13 protein-coding genes and 1 pseudogene are annotated in these 18,056 nt (G+C 72.8%); 12 read left to right on the top strand and 2 right to left on the bottom strand.

All coding sequences use genetic code 11. The features are described 5' to 3' along the window. Positions 1-33: 33 nt before the first annotated feature. From B0I32_RS47390 to B0I32_RS47410, 5 genes are all read left to right on the top strand, one after another. Positions 34-1,203, top strand: coding sequence for an epoxide hydrolase family protein (locus B0I32_RS47390; protein WP_106250977.1), 1,170 nt, complete (start codon positions 34-36; stop codon positions 1,201-1,203). Positions 1,204-1,288: 85 nt separating this feature from the next. Beyond that, positions 1,289-1,510 (top strand): hypervirulence associated TUDOR domain-containing protein, encoded by a 222-nt coding sequence (locus B0I32_RS47395; RefSeq protein ID WP_106250979.1) that lies wholly within the window; start codon positions 1,289-1,291, stop codon positions 1,508-1,510. Next, positions 1,507-1,836 (top strand): DUF3140 domain-containing protein, encoded by a 330-nt coding sequence (locus tag B0I32_RS47400; protein ID WP_106250981.1) that lies wholly within the window; start codon positions 1,507-1,509, stop codon positions 1,834-1,836. The genes B0I32_RS47395 and B0I32_RS47400 overlap by 4 nt, the downstream gene beginning before the upstream one ends. Positions 1,837-2,057: 221 nt before the next feature. Beyond that, complete coding sequence (locus tag B0I32_RS47405; RefSeq protein WP_106251078.1) at positions 2,058-3,407, top strand: TrkH family potassium uptake protein; 1,350 nt, start codon at positions 2,058-2,060, stop codon at positions 3,405-3,407. Beyond that, positions 3,400-4,062, top strand: a complete 663-nt coding sequence (locus tag B0I32_RS47410; RefSeq protein ID WP_181308564.1) for a potassium channel family protein — start codon at positions 3,400-3,402, stop codon at positions 4,060-4,062. Before B0I32_RS47405 ends, B0I32_RS47410 begins: the two co-directional genes overlap by 8 nt. A 6-nt stretch (positions 4,063-4,068) precedes the next feature. Here the strand turns inward: B0I32_RS47410 and B0I32_RS61505 are convergent. Beyond that, positions 4,069-4,890, bottom strand: a pseudogene (locus B0I32_RS61505) (alpha/beta fold hydrolase). A gap of 77 nt (positions 4,891-4,967) precedes the next feature. Between B0I32_RS61505 and B0I32_RS47420 the strand changes: the two are divergent. The 7 genes from B0I32_RS47420 (at position 4,968) to B0I32_RS47450 (ending at position 16,323) form a co-directional block, all read left to right on the top strand. Next, the gene (locus B0I32_RS47420) at positions 4,968-5,822 is read left to right on the top strand and encodes a helix-turn-helix domain-containing protein (protein ID WP_245956606.1); all 855 of its coding nucleotides are present in this window, start codon (positions 4,968-4,970) and stop codon (positions 5,820-5,822) included. Between the two features lie 22 nt (positions 5,823-5,844). Beyond that, positions 5,845-6,288: a CBS domain-containing protein gene (locus B0I32_RS47425; protein ID WP_106250983.1), complete on the top strand. Its 444-nt coding sequence runs from the start codon at positions 5,845-5,847 to the stop codon at positions 6,286-6,288. A 106-nt stretch (positions 6,289-6,394) separates the two neighbouring features. After that, the gene (locus B0I32_RS61210) at positions 6,395-7,003 is read left to right on the top strand and encodes a TetR/AcrR family transcriptional regulator (protein ID WP_106250985.1); all 609 of its coding nucleotides are present in this window, start codon (positions 6,395-6,397) and stop codon (positions 7,001-7,003) included. Positions 7,004-7,205: 202 nt separating this feature from the next. Continuing rightward, a complete protein-coding gene (locus tag B0I32_RS47435; protein WP_181308566.1) occupies positions 7,206-7,571 on the top strand; it encodes an STAS domain-containing protein in 366 nt (121 codons plus the stop codon). Positions 7,572-7,896: 325 nt separating this feature from the next. Next, a complete protein-coding gene (locus tag B0I32_RS47440; protein ID WP_106250987.1) occupies positions 7,897-11,868 on the top strand; it encodes a HAMP domain-containing protein in 3,972 nt (1,323 codons plus the stop codon). Further along, positions 11,865-14,147, top strand: coding sequence for a SpoIIE family protein phosphatase (locus B0I32_RS47445; RefSeq protein ID WP_106250989.1), 2,283 nt, complete (start codon positions 11,865-11,867; stop codon positions 14,145-14,147). The genes B0I32_RS47440 and B0I32_RS47445 overlap by 4 nt, the downstream gene beginning before the upstream one ends. Before the next feature lie 52 nt (positions 14,148-14,199). Next, on the top strand, positions 14,200-16,323 hold the full coding sequence (locus B0I32_RS47450; RefSeq protein WP_245956608.1) for a DEAD/DEAH box helicase: 2,124 nt from the start codon (positions 14,200-14,202) through the stop codon (positions 16,321-16,323). A 15-nt stretch (positions 16,324-16,338) separates the two neighbouring features. On the opposite strand, the gene B0I32_RS47455 is transcribed toward B0I32_RS47450, so the two are convergent. Beyond that, the gene (locus B0I32_RS47455; RefSeq protein WP_106250992.1) at positions 16,339-18,033 is read right to left on the bottom strand and encodes a RyR domain-containing protein; all 1,695 of its coding nucleotides are present in this window, start codon (positions 18,031-18,033) and stop codon (positions 16,339-16,341) included. Positions 18,034-18,056: the final 23 nt, after the last annotated feature.

Consider the following 18,056-nt stretch of genomic DNA (forward strand, 5'->3'; position numbering starts at 1 on the left):
AAGCTGACACCAATCGTTTCTATCGTCGATGACATGACGAAGAGCGACAGCACCTCCCAGATCCGCCCGTACCGCATCGAGATCCCGCAGGCGGAGCTGGACGACCTGCGCGACCGGCTCCGGCGCACCCGCTGGGCTCCCGACCTGCCCGGCGCCGGCTGGGAGCGCGGCGTGCCCGCGAGCTACCTGCACGACCTGGCCGCGTACTGGGCCGACGGCTTCGACTGGCGCGCCCAGGAGGCGGCGCTGAACGCGTACCCGCAGTTCGTCACCACCGTCGACGGCGCGGACGTGCACTTCCTGCACGTGCGCTCGGCCGTGCCGGACGCCACCCCGCTGCTGCTCCTGCACGGCTGGCCGGGCGGCGTGATCGAGTTCCTCGACCTGATCGGCCCGCTCACCGACCCGGCCGCGCACGGCGGTGACGCCGCCGCGCCCGCCTTCCACCTGGTGATCCCGTCGCTGCCCGGCTACGGCTTCTCCGGGCCGCTGCCCGGCACCGGCTGGACCGACGGCCGCACGGCCGCCGCTCTGGCCACGCTGATGGACCGGCTGGGCTACGACCGGTACGGCGTCCAGGGCGGCGACGTCTCGGCCTTCATCGCGCCGCTGATCGGGCGGGCCGCGCCGGACCACGTCATCGGCGTGCACGTCAACGCGCTGCTGACCTTCCCCACCGGCGACCCGGCGGTGATGGGCGCGCTGACCGAGACCGAGCGGGCCCGGCTGGCCGGGATGGAGGAGTGGCAGGAGCGGCTCGGCGCGTACATGCGGCTGCAGGGCACCCGCCCGCAGACCCTCGCCGCCGCGCTGCACGACTCCCCCGCCGGGCAACTGGCCTGGATCGTGGAGAAGTTCAAGGACTGGACGGACAAGGCCGCCGAGCTGCCCGAGGACGCCGTGGACCGGGATCGGATCCTGGCCGACGTGAGCGTCTACTGGTTCACGGGGACGGCGGGTTCGTCGGCGCACACGTACTTCGAGCGTTTCACCGATCCGGGCATGTGGCGGCCGGTCGAGCGCGGGAGCGTGCCGACGGCCGTGGCGGTGTTCCCGACGGACTTCTCGGTGCGGCCGCTGGCCGAACGGCAGCACAACGTGGTGCGCTGGACGGAGTTCGGGCACGGCGGCCACTTCGCGGCCCTGGAGACGCCGGAGGTGCTGGTCGCGGAGCTGCGCGCGTTCTTCGGCGCGCTCAGCTGAGCGGCGTACGCCGCCGACGGCGGTGAAGCGTAAAGAAACGGCAGGTGGCGGCTACGGGGCGGGGCGCCGGGTAGCCCGGGTCGGCATGACGAAGAAGAAGGAGCCGAAGCCGGGCGACGAGGTCACCTGGCGCAGCCATGGCTCCACCGCCAAGGGCAAGGTCGAGAAGAAGCTGACCGAGCGGCAGCACGAGGCGGGCCGCGAGGTCGCCGCCTCGCCCGACGACCCCCAGTACGTCGTGCGCAGCGAGAAGAGCGGCAAGAAGGCCGTGCACAAGCCGTCCGCCCTGCGGAAGGGCGGCAAGTGAGCGACGACGGCGAGGCGGTCGCGGCCGAGTTCGGCGAGGTCGTGAACATGACCGCGAAGGAGATCGAACGCTGGCTGGACACGGACGAGTCGAAGTCCGTCGGCCAGAAGGACGGCGGCGGCGAGTCCGTGGGCCACGAGTCCGGCCGCAAGATCGTCAAGCTGCTGCAGGGGAAGGCGTCCGACCGGACCGAAGAGGACTACGCCCACATGCGCAAGGTGATCGGCTACGTGCATCGGCACCTGGCCCAGCGCCCCTCCGGCGACGTGAAGGACACCCACTGGCGCTACTCGCTGATGAACTGGGGCCACGACCCGCTCAAGTGAACGCCCCAGCTCGGGGCGCGTATGTTTCCCGTAGGGATCCGTCGTTTCTCCGTCAAGGAGGCGTAGGTGCGCTGGTGGCGGCGGGGCCTGTTACGGTAGTGCGCGGCACGCCGGGAAGTACGGTCGGCATCGACTGCCGGTCCGCTGCCTGGGGAGGCGTTCACAATGTGTGGCCGTTGCCGAAGCCGGCGCCGGGGCCGCAGCCGCCGGACGGCGCGGTGGTGAGCGTGCGCCTGCCGTTCAGCTTCCGCTTCCAGCACCCGGCCCAGGTCGTCGTGGCCGGGTTCGGCCTGGTCATCGCGGCCGGCACGCTCCTGCTCACGCTGCCGGTCGCGACCGCGTCCGGCGAGCCGGCCGGCTGGATGGCCGCGCTGTTCACCTCGACCTCGGCCGTGTGCGTGACCGGGCTGGCCGTCGTCGACACCGAGACGCACTGGTCGGCGTTCGGCGAGGTGGTGATCGCCGGGCTGGTCCAGGTGGGCGGTCTCGGCATCATGACGCTGGCCACCCTGTTCACCCTGCTCGTGTCGGGCCGGTTAGGACTGCGGGCCAGGATCGCGGCCCAGGCCGAGACCAAGGCGCTGAGCATGGGCGACGTGCGCCGGGTCGTGCGCAAGGTGGTGCTGTTCAGCCTGCTGTGCGAGAGCGTCGCCGCCGCCGTCCTGGCCGCGCGCTTCCTCATCGGGTACGGCGAGCCGTTCGGCCGCGCCCTCTACCTGGGCGCCTTCCACGCGGTCAGCGCGTTCAACAACGCCGGCTTCGCGCTCTGGCCGGACAGCCTGGTCCGGTTCGTCGCGGACCCGTGGATCTGCCTGACCGTCGCGTTCGCCTGCATCGTCGGCGGGCTCGGCTTCCCCGTCGTGTTCGAGCTGGCCCGCGCCTGGCGGCGGCCGCGCACGTGGTCCGTGCTGACCAGGATCACGCTGGGCACGAGCCTGGCCCTGCTGCTGCTCGGCACCGGGGTCTTCCTGGCCACCGAGTGGAGCAACCCGGGGACGCTCGGACGGCTCGACGATCCGGGCAAGGTGCTGGCGGCGTTCTTCACCGCCGTCATGCCACGCTCGGCCGGGTTCAACACCCTCGACATCACGCAGCTGTACCCGTCGAGCTGGCTGGCCACCGACCTGCTGATGTTCATCGGCGGCGGCAGCGCGGGCACAGCGGGCGGCATCAAGGTGACCACGATCGGGCTGCTGGCCTTCGTCGTGTGGGCGGAGATGCGCGGCGAGAGCCGGGTCAACGTCGGCCGCCGCAGGCTGCCGGACACCACCCAGCGCCAGGCCGTCACCATCACGACGCTGGGCGTGGCGCTCGTGGGCCTGGCCACCTACCTGCTGCTCGCCCTCACCCCGCACGGCCTCGACGTGGTGCTCTTCGAGGTGATCTCCGCGTTCGGCACGGCCGGCATGACCACCGGCATCACCGCGAGCCTCGGCACGGCCGGCCACCTGCTGCTGGTCGTGCTCATGTTCATCGGCCGGATCGGCCCGCTCACGCTGGGCTCCGCGCTGGCCCTCAACACGCGCGCACGACACTACGAACTACCCGAGGAGCGAGTCATCGTTGGTTGAGTACAAGGGCGACCCGGTGGTCGTCATCGGGCTGGGCCGGTTCGGCACGTCGCTGGCCCTGGAGCTCACCCGGCGCGGCACCGAGGTCCTGGCCATCGACCACCGGCCGAAGATCACGCAGAGCCTGGCCGGTCACATCACCCAGATCGCCACCGCCGACGCCACCGACATGGAGGCGCTGCGCCAGCTCGGCGTCCCCGACTTCTACCAGGCGGTCGTGGCCGTCGGCAGCGACATCGAGGCCAGCATCCTGACCACGTCGCTGCTGGCCGAGCTGGAGATCAACGACATCTGGGCCAAGGCGATCAGCACCCAGCACGGCCGCATCCTGAGCCGCATCGGCGCCCACCACGTCGTCTTCCCCGAGCACGACATGGGCGAGCGGGTGGCCCACCTGGTCAGCGGGCGGCTGCTCGACTACATGCAGGTGGACGAGAGCTTCGCCCTGGCCAAGACCCGCCCGCCGAAGGAGTACGTGGGGGTGCCGCTGGGCCGCTCCAACCTGCGCCGCAAGTACGGCGTCACGATCGTGGCGGTGAAGCCGCCCGGCGAGGACTTCACGTACGCGACGGCCGACACGGAGCTGACCTACGGCGACATCGTCCTGGTCTCGGGGCGGACCGAGCAGGTCGAACGCTTCGCCGAGCTGCCCTGAGGACGATCACCGGCGGGCGGTGAAGGCCAGGAGGGGCGCGGCCGTACGCGGCGGGTCCTCCAGGATGGGCGAGTGCCCGAGACCGGGCAGCAGCTCCACCGTCGCGCCGGGGACGACGCGGTAGCGGTCGGCCGAGGCGGACCGCCACCTGCGGTCGTCCGCCCCGAAGAGCACCAGGAGCGGCTTGCCCAGCTCCGCCAGCCGCTCGGGGAGCGCCCGCGCCGCCAGGTACTCGCCGGTGGCCCGCATCGTCGCGGTGAGGCTGTGGTGGGTCATGGCGCGCACCTCGTCCAGGAGCTCGTCCGGGATCCGGTAGCCGGGGCGGCTGAACCCGGTGCGCGCGAACCGGCGGATCTCCTCGTCGGCCGGCGGCTACGTCCCGGGGCTGATCGCGGCCTGCTCCGAGGCGATGAACGCGTCCAGCCCCGGTCCCGTGTTGATCAGGACGAGCGCGGTCACCAGGCCGGGCCGCAGCTCGGCGAGGGCGGTGGCGGCCACGCCCCCGCTGGAGTGGCCGGCCACCACCGCCCGCCGGACGCCGAGCAGGTCCATCGCGGCGGCGACCCGGCGCGCCTGGCCGGGCAGCGCGTAGTGGTCACCGGCCGGTTTCGCCGACCGGCCGTGCCCGAGCAGGTCGATCCTGATGACGCGGTGGGATCCGGTCAGCAGCGGGACCAGCGCGTCCCACGACCGGGCCGAGGACGCGGATCCGTGGATGAGCAGGAGCGCGGGGGCCTCACGCGGGCCGTCCTGGCACACGTGGACGTCACCGCCGTCCAGGGGCAGGAGCAGGCTTTCCGTCGCGTGCGGTTCGTGGTGAAGAGTCACGGCGTCACTGTGGCCGCCGTTGGGCGGCGGCGTCTTGAACGAATGTTCCCTTCGCCCGGCTCACGTAGCATGGCCTGGTGCGTAGGTTCGTGCACGGTGCGGCGGAGTGGGGGGTCGCGCGCCCGCGCCGGTCCAGCCGGGTGGCCGGCGTCACCATGGCCGGGTTCCGCGTCGGTGACCTCCACACGCTCAGGATGGTCCCGCACCCGGCCGTGACGCTGCTGCTCGACTTCGGCGCCGGCACCTCCGTGGTGGAGTGCGCCGCCGGGCGGCGGCAGCGGGGCAGCCTCGTCGCCGGGCCCGGCTTCGGCTCAGGAGGCACGGTACGGGCGCGCGGCGAGAACGTCGAGTGCGTGCAGGTGCGCCTGTCGCCCGTCATCGCCCAGGCGGTCCTCGGCGTCTCCCCCGCCGAGCTCGACGACGCCCCGGTCGCCCTCGACGACCTGTGGGGCCGGGACGTGCCGTTGATCAGGGAACGGCTGAGCGAGGCCGCGTCGTGGCCGGAGCGCTTCGCGCTGACCGAAGCGCTGATCACCCGCCGCCGCGAGTACGGGCCGCCGGTGGACCCGGAGGTGGCCTGGGCCTGGCGGCGCATCGTGGACCGTCACGGCCTGCTCCGGGTGGAGGGGCTGGCGGACGAGGTCGGGTGGAGCCGTAAGCGCCTGTGGTCCAGGTTCAGGTCCCAGCTCGGGCTGGCCCCGAAGCGGGCCGTCAAGCTGGTCCGCTTCGACGAGGCCGCGCACCGCCTGGTCGCCGGCGAGCCCGCGGCCGCCGTCGCGGCGGAGGCCGGTTACGCCGACCAGTCCCACCTGCACCGGGACGTCATGGCGTTCACCGGGACGACCCCCGCGGCGGTGGCGGATGAGACGTTCCTGGCGGTCGACGACCTCGCCTGGGCCTGGCCGGGAGCGCCGGGCGCGGCGGTTGGCTAGGCTGACCCGCGGAGGATCACTGATGCGCGCACGCGATCTCGCCGTCGAGTTCCCGACGGTCACTCTCGGCACCCCTGCGCTGGAGGCCGCCAAGCTGCTGGCCGACCAGGATCTGCCGGGCCTCATCCTGGTGGACGACGACGGCCGGCCGCACAGCATCCTGCCCGGCACGCAGGTGCTGCGGCTGGCGGTGCCGGCGTACTGCCAGGACGATCCGGCGCTGGCGCGGGTGGTGGACGAGGCACACGCGGACCGGTTCCTGCACCGGCTCGGCGGCAAGAGCGTCCGGGAGTGCCTGCCCGAGCGGCGGCGCGAGCTGCCGGTGGCGGACCCGGGGGCGACCGTGCTGGAGCTGGCGGCGCTGATGGCGCGCACGCACAGCCCGCTGGTGGCGGTGGTGGAGGACGATCGCCTGATCGGGGCGGTGACCCTGCAGTCCCTGCTCGACCGGGCGCTGCTGCTCTGACGAAGGCGCGCCACCGGCTCCCCTGGTCACGGCCCTCGGGAGAACGTGCGCCGGTCAGGGGTGGTGCCTGCGGAAACAGGTCCTGACGGGGTCGTAGGCTGGTCACATGGTGACGACCGTGGCATGTCAGCCCGTACCCGCCCGGCGCGCGGACGCCGAGCGGGACGTCGCCGCGATCCTCGAAGCCGGCGCCCGGCTGCTCAGCGCCGATCCCGCCGCCGGCCCGGCCGACGTCGCCACGGCGGCCGGCGTGAGCCTGGCCGTGCTCCACCGCCACTTCCCGTCACGGGAGGCGCTGGTCGACGCCGTGCTCGACCGGGCGGCGGACCTGGCGGACGCCGTGCTGGAGCACGAGTGCATCGACGCGGCGCCCGCCCCGGAGGCGATGGCCGGGCTGCTCCGGTCGGCGTGGGAGGTGCTCGACCGGCATCGCCGCCTGTTCGTGGCCGTGGACCCGGCACCGGCCACGGAGAAGGACAGGGAGCATCGCGAGCGCCCGCTGCGTGGGGTGCGGCGGCTCATCGAGCGCGGCAGGCGCGACGGGGACTTCCGGCACGACCTGCCGTTGCCGTGGCTGGTGACCACCTTCTTCGCGATCATCCGCGGCGCCGCGCAGGAGCGGGAGGCGGGCCGGCTGAAGCCGGAGGAGGTCGGGCACGTGCTGGCCACCACGATGTTGTCGCTGCTCGCGCCCGCCGGCGACCGCTCACGCTGAAGCGAGGTCCCGTCCGGGCACCGCCCGGGAGCCGGCCGCTTCCTGCGGCGCGACATCCGGCCTGACCCGGCCTGACACGACCTACGACAGCCGGCCCGACCGGACCTGACAGGACGCACGAATGTGGGATATCGCCGGCGAGTCCGGCGGTCTATCCTTCGTTGATGGTCGCATTACCCCGGCAAGACCGGTGACCCCGCCGATGCCGTCCCTGACGCTGGCTCACCAGCACCTGCCCGAGGTGACCGTGATCGTCGTGACCGGCGAGATGGACGCCACGAACCGGGCGCAGCTCGAAGGTTATCTGCGCGAGGTCAGGCGGAGCCCGGCCGAGACCCTGGTGTTCGACCTGGCACGGGTGCCGTTCATGGACAGCTCGGGCCTGCACGTCCTGCTGGTGTGCGCCACCGAGTGCCTCAGGCTTGGCGGGGCCGTGCACCTGGCCGGCGTGCAGCCGCTGCCGTCCCGGCTCTTCGAGATCACCGGCGTGGTGGCGCACCTGCCGATGCACGACACGGTCGAGCAGGCCGTGGCCGCCGCCACCCCTTCCTCGCAACCCTCCCACTGACCGCGCCCCGCGAAGCCGTGCAACGACTGTGCGGGCGGAAGGGCACGGCCGCGCCAGGCAGGGTGAGAGTGTTCTCACCACCCGTACACGTCCTGTGATAGATAGATGACAACTCGCGGCTAGCGCGCGCGGCAGGCACGTCCGGCTACTCTCTCCGCTACCTGAGCAACTCAGGCACGGAGGTCCGGTATCGATCCTCTCCCTCCGGGGAGAGGAGCTCTGCTTCATCGCCGATCGCCCGCCGAGGAGGATTCCTCTTGAGGTCTTACGCATCGCGCAGACGTTCCGCCCCGCAGCACCTTTCCGCGTTGCTCAAGGAGATTCGATGAGCGATCCCAGCGTCGGCTCGTCCCGTCCGCCGGCACGGGTCAAGCGCCCCAGAGGCTCAGGCGAGGCCGGCGAGGAACCGGAGCTGCGCCGGCTGCTGGCCGGGCTGACCGCCGTCAGGGACGGCGACTTCCGCACCAGGCTCCCCGACGACGCCGACGGGCTGCTCGGCGAGATCGCCTCGGTCTTCAACGGCATGGTCGACCAGCTCTCGCTGTTCACCTCCGAGGTGACCAGGGTGGCGCGGGAGGTCGGCACGGACGGGCGGCTCGGCGGGCAGGCCGACGTGCCGGCGGTGTCCGGCACCTGGAAGGACCTCACCGAGTCCGTCAACGCCATGGCGGGCAACCTGACCGACCAGGTACGCAGCATCGCCCAGGTCACCACGGCCGTGGCCAAGGGAGATCTGTCGCAGAAGATCACCGTGCACGCGCGCGGCGAGATCCTGGAGCTGAAGAACACCGTCAACACGATGGTGGACCAGCTGTCGTCGTTCGCCGACGAGGTCACCCGGGTGGCCCGCGAGGTCGGCACCGAGGGCCAGTTAGGCGGCCAGGCCGACGTGAAGGGCGTGGCCGGCACCTGGCGCGCGCTGACCGACTCGGTGAACTTCATGGCCGGCAACCTCACCGACCAGGTGCGCAACATCTCGCAGGTGGCCACCGCCGTGGCCCGCGGCGACCTGTCGCAGCGCATCACGGTGTCGGCGCGGGGCGAGATCCTGGAGCTGAAGAACACCCTGAACACGATGGTGGACCAGCTGTCGTCGTTCGCCGACGAGGTCACCCGGGTGGCCCGCGAGGTCGGCACCGAGGGCAACCTGGGCGGCCAGGCCACGGTCAGGGGTGTGTCCGGCACCTGGAAGGACCTGACGGAGAACGTCAACGTCATGGCCTCCAACCTGACCAACCAGGTGCGCAGCATCGCCCAGGTGGCCACCGCCGTGGCCCGCGGCGACCTGTCGCAGAAGATCACGGTCGAGGCGAAGGGCGAGGTCGCGGCGCTGGCCCAGACGATCAACACCATGGTCGACACGCTCGGCGCGTTCGCCGACGAGGTCACCCGGGTGGCCCGCGAGGTCGGCACCGAGGGGCAGCTCGGCGGCCAGGCGCGGGTCCCCAACGTGGCCGGCACGTGGAAGAACCTCACCGACAACGTCAACTCGATGGCCGACAACCTGACCAACCAGGTGCGCAGCATCGCCCAGGTCACCACGGCCGTGGCCCGCGGCGACCTGACCCGCAAGATCGACGTGGACGCCCGCGGCGAGATCCTCGAACTCAAGACCACGATCAACACGATGGTGGACCAGCTGTCGTCGTTCGCCGCCGAGGTCACCCGGGTGGCCCGCGAGGTGGGCAGCGAGGGCAGGCTCGGCGGCCAGGCCGAGGTCGAGGGCGTGTCCGGCACGTGGAAGCGGCTGACGGAGAACGTCAACGAGCTGGCGGGCAACCTGACCCGCCAGGTCCGCGCCATCGCCGAGGTGACCAGCGCCGTCACCTCCGGCGACCTGACCAGGTCCATCACCGTGGACGCCGAGGGCGAGCTGGCGGACCTGAAGGACAACATCAACTCGATGGTGAAGTCCCTGCGCGAGACGACCAGCGCCAACGAGCAGCAGGACTGGCTCAAGTCCAACCTGGCCCGCATGTCCGGGCTGATGCAGGGGCACCGCGACCTGGCCGCCGTGGCCGAGCTGGTGATGAACGAGCTGGCGCCGCTGGTCGCGGCCCAGTACGGCGCGTTCTTCCTGGCCGAGGAGAGCGAGCTGCAGCTCATCAGCGCGTACGGCTACCCGGTGGCCCCCGATCGCCCGGCCCGGTTCAAGCTGGGCGAGGCGCTGGTCGGGCAGGCGGCACGCAGCCGCAGGACGATCGCGATGACCGATCTGCCGCCCGGCTACATCACGATCTCCTCCGGGCTCGGCCGGACGGCGCCCACGTCGGTGATCGTGCTGCCCATCGTGGTGGAGGAGCAGGTGCTCGGCGTGATCGAGCTGGCGTCGGTGCAGGCGTTCACGCCGGTGCACCGGGCCTTCCTCGACCAGCTCATGGAGACGATCGGCGTCAACCTCAACACGATCGTGGCCAACGTGCGCACCGACGAGCTGCTCAAGGAGTCGCAGCGACTGGCCGTGGAGCTGCAGGCCCGTTCGGAGGAGTTGCAGCAGCAGCAGGAGGAGCTGCAACGCTCCAACGCCGAACTGGAGGAGAAGGCCACGCTGCTGGTGCGGCAGAACCAGGACATCGAGACCAAGAACCTGGAGATCGAGCAGGCCAGGCAGGAGCTGGAGGACCGGGCGCACCAGTTGTCGCTGGCGTCCACGTACAAGAGCGAGTTCCTGGCGAACATGAGCCACGAGCTGCGCACGCCGCTCAACTCGCTGCTCATCCTGGCCCAGCTGCTGGCGCAGAACCACACCCGCAACCTGACGCCCAAGCAGGTCGAGTACGCCGGGATCATCCACTCGGCCGGCTCGGACCTGCTGCAGCTGATCAACGACATCCTCGACCTGTCCAAGGTCGAGGCGGGCAAGATGGACATCAATCCCGAGTGGGTGCAGCTGCCGCAGCTGCTCGACTACGTCGAGGCCACGTTCCGGCCCATGACCGGGCAGAAGAGCCTCGACTTCCGCGTCACCACCGCGCCGAACGTGCCCGCCGAGCTGCTCACCGACGACTCGCGGCTGCGCCAGGTGCTGCGCAACCTGCTCTCGAACGCGGTCAAGTTCACCGAGACGGGCAGCGTGGAGCTGCGCATCGAGCCGGCCGCCGCCAGCGAGCTGCCGGCGTCGGTGCGCCCGAACGGGCCGGCGATCGCGCTGCGGGTGATCGACACCGGCGTGGGCATCCCGGAGCAGCAGCTTGAGGTGATCTTCGGGGCGTTCCAGCAGGCGGACGGCACCACCAGCCGCAAGTACGGCGGCACGGGGCTGGGCCTGTCGATCTGCCGCGAGATCGCGTACCTGCTGGGCGGGGCCATCACGGTGCACAGCACGCCGGGGCAGGGCAGCGTGTTCTCGCTGTATCTCCCGGTGGCGCGGCCCGGGTTCGACGCCCAGGTGGACGTGGTGCCCGCGGAGAGGGGGCAGGACGCGCAGCTCGCGGAGGGGGCGCCGATGCCGGCGCGGCGGCTGCTGGTCATCGAGGAGCGGCGGCACGGGCTGCTGTCCCTGGTGACCGAGAGCGTCGTGGGCGATCTGGCGAGCGCGCACCATCTCGGCGGTTCCCTGGAGGTGGTGACGGCCGCCGGGGCGGAGGAGGCGGGCCGGTTGCTGCTGACCGGGGAGACCTGCCACTGCATCGTCATCAATCTCGACATGCCCGACATGTCGGCATATCGGCTGCTGGAGGTGATGGACGGGGACGCGCGCCTGCACGGCGTGCCCGTGCTGGCCTACAACAACTGGCGCTCCCACCCGCAGCAGGAGGTCGGCCTGGCCAACCAGCCGCTGGAGCTGCTGTCGAGCCTCGACGAGCTGCGCGAGCGGATCGCCCTGCACCTGACCGCGAACCAGCCCGGCGACGTGCTGCCCCTGGTCAGGACCGGCACCGTGGCCGCGGCGGCGGGCCGGGAGATCGACAACACCCTGGCCGGCCGCACGGTCCTGGTCGTGGACGACGACGCCCGCAATCTCTATGCGCTCACCAGCATGCTGGAGATCCACGGCATCAACGTGCTGCACGCCGAGAACGGCCGCAAGGGCATCGACACGCTGACCGCCCACCAGGAGACCGACCTGATCCTGATGGACGTCATGATGCCGGAGATGGACGGCTACACGGCCACCGAGACGATCAGAGCCATGCCGCAGTACGCCGACCTGCCCATCATCGCGGTCACCGCCAAGGCGATGCCGGGCGACCAGGAGAAGAGCCTGGCGGCGGGGGCCAGCGACTACGTCACCAAACCGGTCGACGCCGACCATCTCATCGAACGCATCCAGCACTGGATGGACCCGTCCCGATGACGGGCCACCCCCACCCCGCCCCGGACGAGCGCGGTCTGGAGCGGCTGGTGGCCACCGTCGAGCGGCTGCGGCGCGAGGCCGAGCGGGCCCGGCGCGAGGCCGACGACCGCGCGCTGATCGAGCTGGCCACGGGCGTCCTCGTCGAGCGGCTCGGCTGCGGGCCCGCGCAGGCGGCCGGGCAGCTGGCCACGCTCGCCGCCAAGGCGGGCGTGTCACGGCTGGAGGTCGCCGCCGACGTGCTGCGCGCGGTGGCCGGCGACCGCATCGGCGCGGCCGGCGCGGCGGATCCCCAGGCCGCGGTACGGCTGCGCGTGGCCGAGAGCGCGGCACTCGGCGCCCCCGACACCCAGGCGGCGGCCGCCGGGCTCCTGGAGCACGCGCTCGCCCCGCTCGGGGCCACGGCGGTGGCGGTGTGGGCGACCGAGCCCGGCGGCGCCCTCACCCTGGCCGGCTACGCCGGTTTCACGGCCGAGGAGGCCCGGCGGTGGCGGCACGTGCCGCCCGGCGTGCTCACCCCGGCCGGGCGGTCGCTGACCGAGCGGCGGATGATCTGGCATCCCGACTCCGGCCTGCCCGCCATCGGCCGCCCCGCCTCCGCCGGCGGCCGGGTCACCGTGCCCATGACCGCGGCCGGGCGGCAGCTCGGCGTGCTGGAGATCTGCTGGCCGCACGACCTGCCGCCGCGGCCGCCCAGGATCGAGCGGCAGATCGAGGCCCTGGCCGAGTTGTGCGCGCACACGCTGGACGCCCCGTACGCGGCCCACGCGCCCGCCACACCCGCCCAGACCGAGATCGTGGACCTGGCCGACACACTGCCCGATCCGGCCCTGGTGCTGCGGGCGCACCTGGACGCGGAGGGCGAGCCGGCCGACTTCCTGGTCCGGCACGTCAACGAGCGGATCACCGCCGGTGACGGGCTGCTGCTGGAGGCGTACCCGCTGATGCCCGGCGCGCGGCTGCTGGAGGCCTGCCCGCCGGCCGCGGAGGGCCTGTTCGCGCGGCTGGAGCACGTCCACGCCACCGGCGAGCCGTTCCGCGCGGAGCGGATGCCGTTCGGCCTGACCACGACCGGCGTGGCCGACGTCAGCATCACCCGCCACGGCGACAGCCTGCTGCTGGTGTGGCGCGAGCACGACGAGGACGCCCGGCTGGCCGGGCTGCTGGAGCACGCGCAGCGGCTGGGCCGCATCGGCGGCTTCGAGGAGAACGCGCTCACCGGGCAGATCACCTGGAACGCCCAGCTCTACTCCCTGTACGGCCTCGCGCCCGGCGACCCGCCCATCCCGCTGGAACGCCTGCGCGACCACGCCCACCCCGACGACGAGGTCGCGCTGGGCCGCTTCCTGCGCACGGTGCTGCACCACCGGCGCTTCGCGGCCACGGCGTTCCGGCTGCAGCGTCCCGACGGGGTGGCCCGGCACATGCGGGTGGTGGCCGAGCCGGTCTTCGGGCCGGACAGGCGGCTGATGGCGGTCCGGGGGGCGTACCAGGACATCTCCTCCCAGCACTGGACGGAGGTCGCGCTGGCCGTCACCCGCGACCAGCTCGCCCACACCGAGGAGCAGTCCGCCGCGCGCGACCGGCTGGCCCTGCAGCTGCAGCAGGCCATCATGCCGCCCTCGCACGGCCGGATCGACTCGCTCGGCCTGCGCATCGCCGTCCGCTACCGGCCCGCGCAGAAGGAGCACCTGGTCGGCGGCGACTGGTACGACGCGGTCGCGCTCCCCTCCCGGCAGGTGCTGCTGTCGGTGGGCGACGTGGCCGGGCACGGCGTGGAGGCGGCCACGGGCATGGTCGTCCTGCGCAACGCGCTGCGCGGCCTGGCCGCCACCGGGGCCGGCCCCGCCCAGCTCCTGTCCTGGCTCAACCAGGTCGCCCACCACCTCGCCGACCGGATGACCGCCACCGCCGTCTGCGGCCTGTACGACCCGCCGACCAGGACCCTGCGCTGGGCCAGGGCCGGGCACCTGCCGCCCATCCTGTTGCGCGAGGGCGACGGGGCGGAGCTGGCGCTGGTCAAGGGGCCGCTGCTGGGGGCGTTCACGGACGCCCGGTACGAGGAGAGGCAGGTGCAGGTACAGGCCGGCGACACGCTGCTCATGTACACCGACGGCCTGATCGAGCGGCGCGACCACAACCTGCGGCACGCCCAGGACCGGCTGCTGGACATCGCCAGACGGCCGGCGGCCACCCTCGACCACCGCCTCGACGACCTGCTCACCCACTGCAACTCCGACACCGACGACGACACCTGCCTCATCGGCGTACATGTCACCTGACAGGGTGGCCGGGGATTTCGTGCGGCGCCCCGGCTGGGGCATGCTTGATCCGGTGGACTTCCGTGAGGCGGACCGGCTGCTGGCCGACGCACGCGCGCTGCTCGACGAGCACGGCTCGGTGCGCGCGCAGGCCGCGCACGCGCTCGACGCGCTCCGCCGCGACCTGGCCAGGGCCGGGCTGGAGGCCGTGCCCGTCTCCCGGCTGAAGGACGTGACCGACGGGCGGCTGCGCGTCGGCACGCTGGAGAAGGCCGGATACACGACGGTACGGCAGGTGCTGGAGACGACGCCGTACCAGCTGCAGCTGCTGCCGGGGATCGGCGCGCGCACGGCGGGGCAGATCCACGCGGCCGCCCGGCAGATCGAGCAGGCCGCCGCCGAGGCCGCGAGCCTGCGGCTCGACGTGGACGAGCCCGACCACCACACCACCGAGCTCGTGATCGCCCTGCACCGCCTGGTGAACGTGGGCCCCGAGCTGCCGCGCGCCCTCGACGCCGCCCGCGACCTGGCCGGGCGGCTGGAGCCGCTGCTGGCCGAGGCGCGCCCGGCGCGCAGCCGGCTGCGGATGGCGCTCACCCTCCCCCGGCGGCGCCGGCGGGCGCGCGAGGCGGTGGCGGCGATCGAGGAGCTGCTGGCCGGGTTCGGGGAGCGGCTGCTGCTCACGCAGGTCACCACCGACCTGCTGCGGCCCGCGGCGCGGGACTTCGAGGCGTGGGCGGACTTCGAGTCCCGTTCACCCGAATATTTCGGCTTACTGGCGGAGATGGCCGGGGAGCCGATCGGGCGTGAGCAGGGGCTGCTGCCCGACGACCTGGCCGCCAAGGTCGCGGCGCAGCCGCTCGACGACCGTCACCGGCGCGTGTCGCTGCGCGGCTACCAGGCGTTCGGGGCGCGGTTCGCGCTCGCGCAGGAACGCGTGATCATCGGCGACGAGATGGGGCTGGGCAAGTCGATCGAGGCCATCGCGGCGCTGGCGCACCTGCGGGCGGGCGGGGAGACGCACTTCCTGGTGGCCTGCCCGGCGAGCGTACTGATCAACTGGGTACGCGAGATCGAGACGCGCAGCACGCTGGGCGCGTACCCGCTGCACGGGCCCGACCGGCTCGCCGCCCTGCGGGAGTGGACCCGCGTGGGCGGCGTCGCCGTGGTCACCCTGGACGGCCTGCACCGCTTGGAGCCGGGCACGACGAGCGGTGCGGAGGGGCTGCCCGAGGTGGGCATGCTGGTCGTGGACGAGGCGCACTACGTCAAGAACCCGGAGACCAGGCGCTCGCGGGCGGTCGCCGCGTGGTGCGGGCGGGCGCGGCGGGTGCTGTTCCTGACCGGGACGCCGATGGAGAACCGGGTCGAGGAGTTCCGTACGCTGATCGGTTACCTGCGGCCCGAGCTGGCGGCCGGGCTGCGCAGCAGTGACGTGGTGGCGGGGGCGCAGGCGTTCCGCAAGGCGGTCGCGCCCGTCTACCTGCGGCGCAACCAGCAGGACGTGCTGTCGGAGCTGCCCGAGCGGGTGGAGGCCGACGAGTGGGTGGAGTTCAGCGGGGCCGACTTCGAGGCCTACCGGCGGGCGGTGACTGCGGGCAACTTCATGGCCATGCGGCGCGCCGCGTACGCCGAGCCGGCCACCTCGGCCAAGCTCAAGCGCCTGCTCGAACTGGTCGAGGACGCCGAGGCCAACGGGCTGAAGGTGGTGGTGTTCTCCTACTTCAGGGCGGTGCTGGCGGCCGTGGGCGACGCGCTGGACGGGCGGACGCACGGGCCGCTGTCCGGTGACCTGGCGGCGGCGCGGCGGCAGCAGGTGGTGGACGACTTCTCGGCCGCCGCCGGGCACGCGGTGCTGCTCAGCCAGGTGCAGGCGGGCGGGGTCGGCCTCAACCTGCAGGCGGCGTCGGTCGTGATCCTGTGCGAGCCGCAGGTCAAGCCGAGCATGGAGACGCAGGCGGCGGGCCGGGCGCACCGGATGGGGCAGGTACGCCGGGTGCAGGTGCACCGGCTGCTCAGCGTGGACTCGGTCGACCAGCGCATGCTGGACATCCTGCGGCGCAAGTCGAAGCTGTTCGACGCCTACGCCAGGCGCAGCGACCTGGCCGAGTCCTCCGGCGACGCGGTGGACGTGTCGGAGCAGTCGCTGGCCCGCCAGGTCGTGGAGGAGGAGCAACGCCGCCTGCTCCCCTCCTGACCCCCGCCGCCCGGGTCAGGGGCCTGTGCTCGTGGGGAGTCTGACGATGCGGAAGCCGGCGTCCTGGAGGATGTCGGGGAGTTGCGCGACGGCCTCCCTGTCCTTGTCGCGGGCCTGCTCGGACAGGTACTCCCAGTCGAGCAGGTCGGGATGGCGCAGGGCGTCGTCGTCGCGCTCGGGGCCGTGCGTCCATCCCCGGTCGGTGAGGTACCGCATCCAGCGCGTGTGCTCCATCCGGGCCAGCCGCTCCACCTCGTCCCCGGTGAACGCGAACGTGTGCGGCGCCTCGGTGCTCGGCGCCGGCACGCAGCCGACGGCCGCGAGCTTGGCGCCGATGTGGGCGGCCTGGTCGCGGTTCTGCCCCTTCTTGGCCTCGCTGAGTTCCTCGTACGGGACCATGGAGGCGTTGCCGCCGGGCGTGTCTCCCCGCTGGACGCACGCGAGCACGTACCTGTCGTGGATCGCCCGCGCGATGCGTTCGATCACGTCCTCGTCGATCAAGTCCGGTTTCCCCGCTTCCTCGGTGACGGCGAAGATCTGGAGGGACCCGGCCAGGTCCTCCATCAGCCGGCCGTCGCGGAACACCTCGCCGAACATCCGCCGCCGGCTCACCCGGACGACCACGGGCGCGCCCGTCCACAGCGGGGCGACGGTCAGCGTGGCGGTCAGGGCCAGGTGGTCGTCGGCGTAGCACACGTACACCCGCTGGGGGTGCTCCCTGCCCGCGTCGAGGAGGTCCCGCAGGTCGTCGACGCCGGCGTTCTCGCAGGTCAGCGCGCAGTTCTCGGCCACGAACGGGTACGTGCGGCACACGGCCGCCACCTCGGAATCCGCCTCCGGCGCGATCACCCGTACGGGCAGGCGGGTGCCGGGCGGCGGGGCGAGCAGCCGCCACCGCCTGGCCAGCTCGACGAGCAGGGCCGCGCCGAACGTCTTCAGTCCCAGCAGCAGCACCGGCCGGGGCTGCTCGACCGGGTCGCGCGCCAGCAGCACCCGGACGGCCAGCTCGTCGAGGTTGAAGAAGTCGAGCCGGTGGTCCCGCGGCTCGCTCACGCCCAGCCGGCGGGCCCGCAGCGCGGCGCACAGCCGGGGGTCGGGGACGTGCGCGTACGCCGCGACCGGGGCGGGCGGGTTCATGCCGTGGACGGTCGCGGCGATGGCCACGTTGACGGTGGCGTCGTCCTCGCAGGCGTAGACCGTCCTGGCCCGGCTCGCGCCGGCCGCCCGCAGCACGAGCGGGTCGGTGGCGTCCCCGGTGACGTGCAGGACGCCCGGGCCGCGCGGCAGGTCGCCGCCCCCGGTGCCGATGACGACGACCTTGCGGCCCTCCTCGCGCAGCCGCTGGGTCAGGGCCTGGCCCAGCGCCCCCGTGCCGCACACGATCGCGTGCCGGCTCGCCTCCCGTGCCCTGAGCCGGCGCACCTCGCTGCTCAGCAGCAGCCGTACGGTCTCGATCAGCGCGTAGACGGTGACCGCGGGGGCGGTGAACCTGGCGATCTCCAGCGGCCACGGCAGCGGGCCGCCCTCGCCGAGCGGCGTGCTGTCGATGACGAAGAGCTGGAGGTCGTAGTAGACGAGGTCGAGGAAGGAGACCTGCGGCTGGTCCGCGAGGTAGGCGCGCAGCCCCGCGTAGCCCAGGACCAGCGACAGCAGCGCCAGCACCCCGAACGCCGCCATGACGGAGGACCTGATGGAGGTCGTTTCCTTCATCTAACCTCGTTCCGCAGCCGGGG

It is taken from the genome of Nonomuraea fuscirosea, from assembly GCF_003001935.1.
GTDB lineage: Bacteria > Actinomycetota > Actinomycetes > Streptosporangiales > Streptosporangiaceae > Nonomuraea > Nonomuraea fuscirosea.

What these genes read in the sequence shown, in the direction of transcription:
- B0I32_RS47390 (WP_106250977.1), top strand. Translation starts at nt 34, where the DNA reads ATGACGAAGAGCGACAGCACCTCCCAGATCCGCCCGTACCGCATCGAG.
- B0I32_RS47395 (WP_106250979.1), top strand. Translation starts at nt 1,289, where the DNA reads ATGACGAAGAAGAAGGAGCCGAAGCCGGGCGACGAGGTCACCTGGCGC.
- B0I32_RS47425 (WP_106250983.1), top strand. Translation starts at nt 5,845, where the DNA reads ATGCGCGCACGCGATCTCGCCGTCGAGTTCCCGACGGTCACTCTCGGC.
- B0I32_RS61210 (WP_106250985.1), top strand. Translation starts at nt 6,395, where the DNA reads ATGGTGACGACCGTGGCATGTCAGCCCGTACCCGCCCGGCGCGCGGAC.
- B0I32_RS47435 (WP_181308566.1), top strand. Translation starts at nt 7,206, where the DNA reads ATGCCGTCCCTGACGCTGGCTCACCAGCACCTGCCCGAGGTGACCGTG.
- B0I32_RS47440 (WP_106250987.1), top strand. Translation starts at nt 7,897, where the DNA reads ATGAGCGATCCCAGCGTCGGCTCGTCCCGTCCGCCGGCACGGGTCAAG.
- B0I32_RS47445 (WP_106250989.1), top strand. Translation starts at nt 11,865, where the DNA reads ATGACGGGCCACCCCCACCCCGCCCCGGACGAGCGCGGTCTGGAGCGG.
- B0I32_RS47455 (WP_106250992.1), bottom strand. Translation starts at nt 18,033, where the DNA reads ATGAAGGAAACGACCTCCATCAGGTCCTCCGTCATGGCGGCGTTCGGG.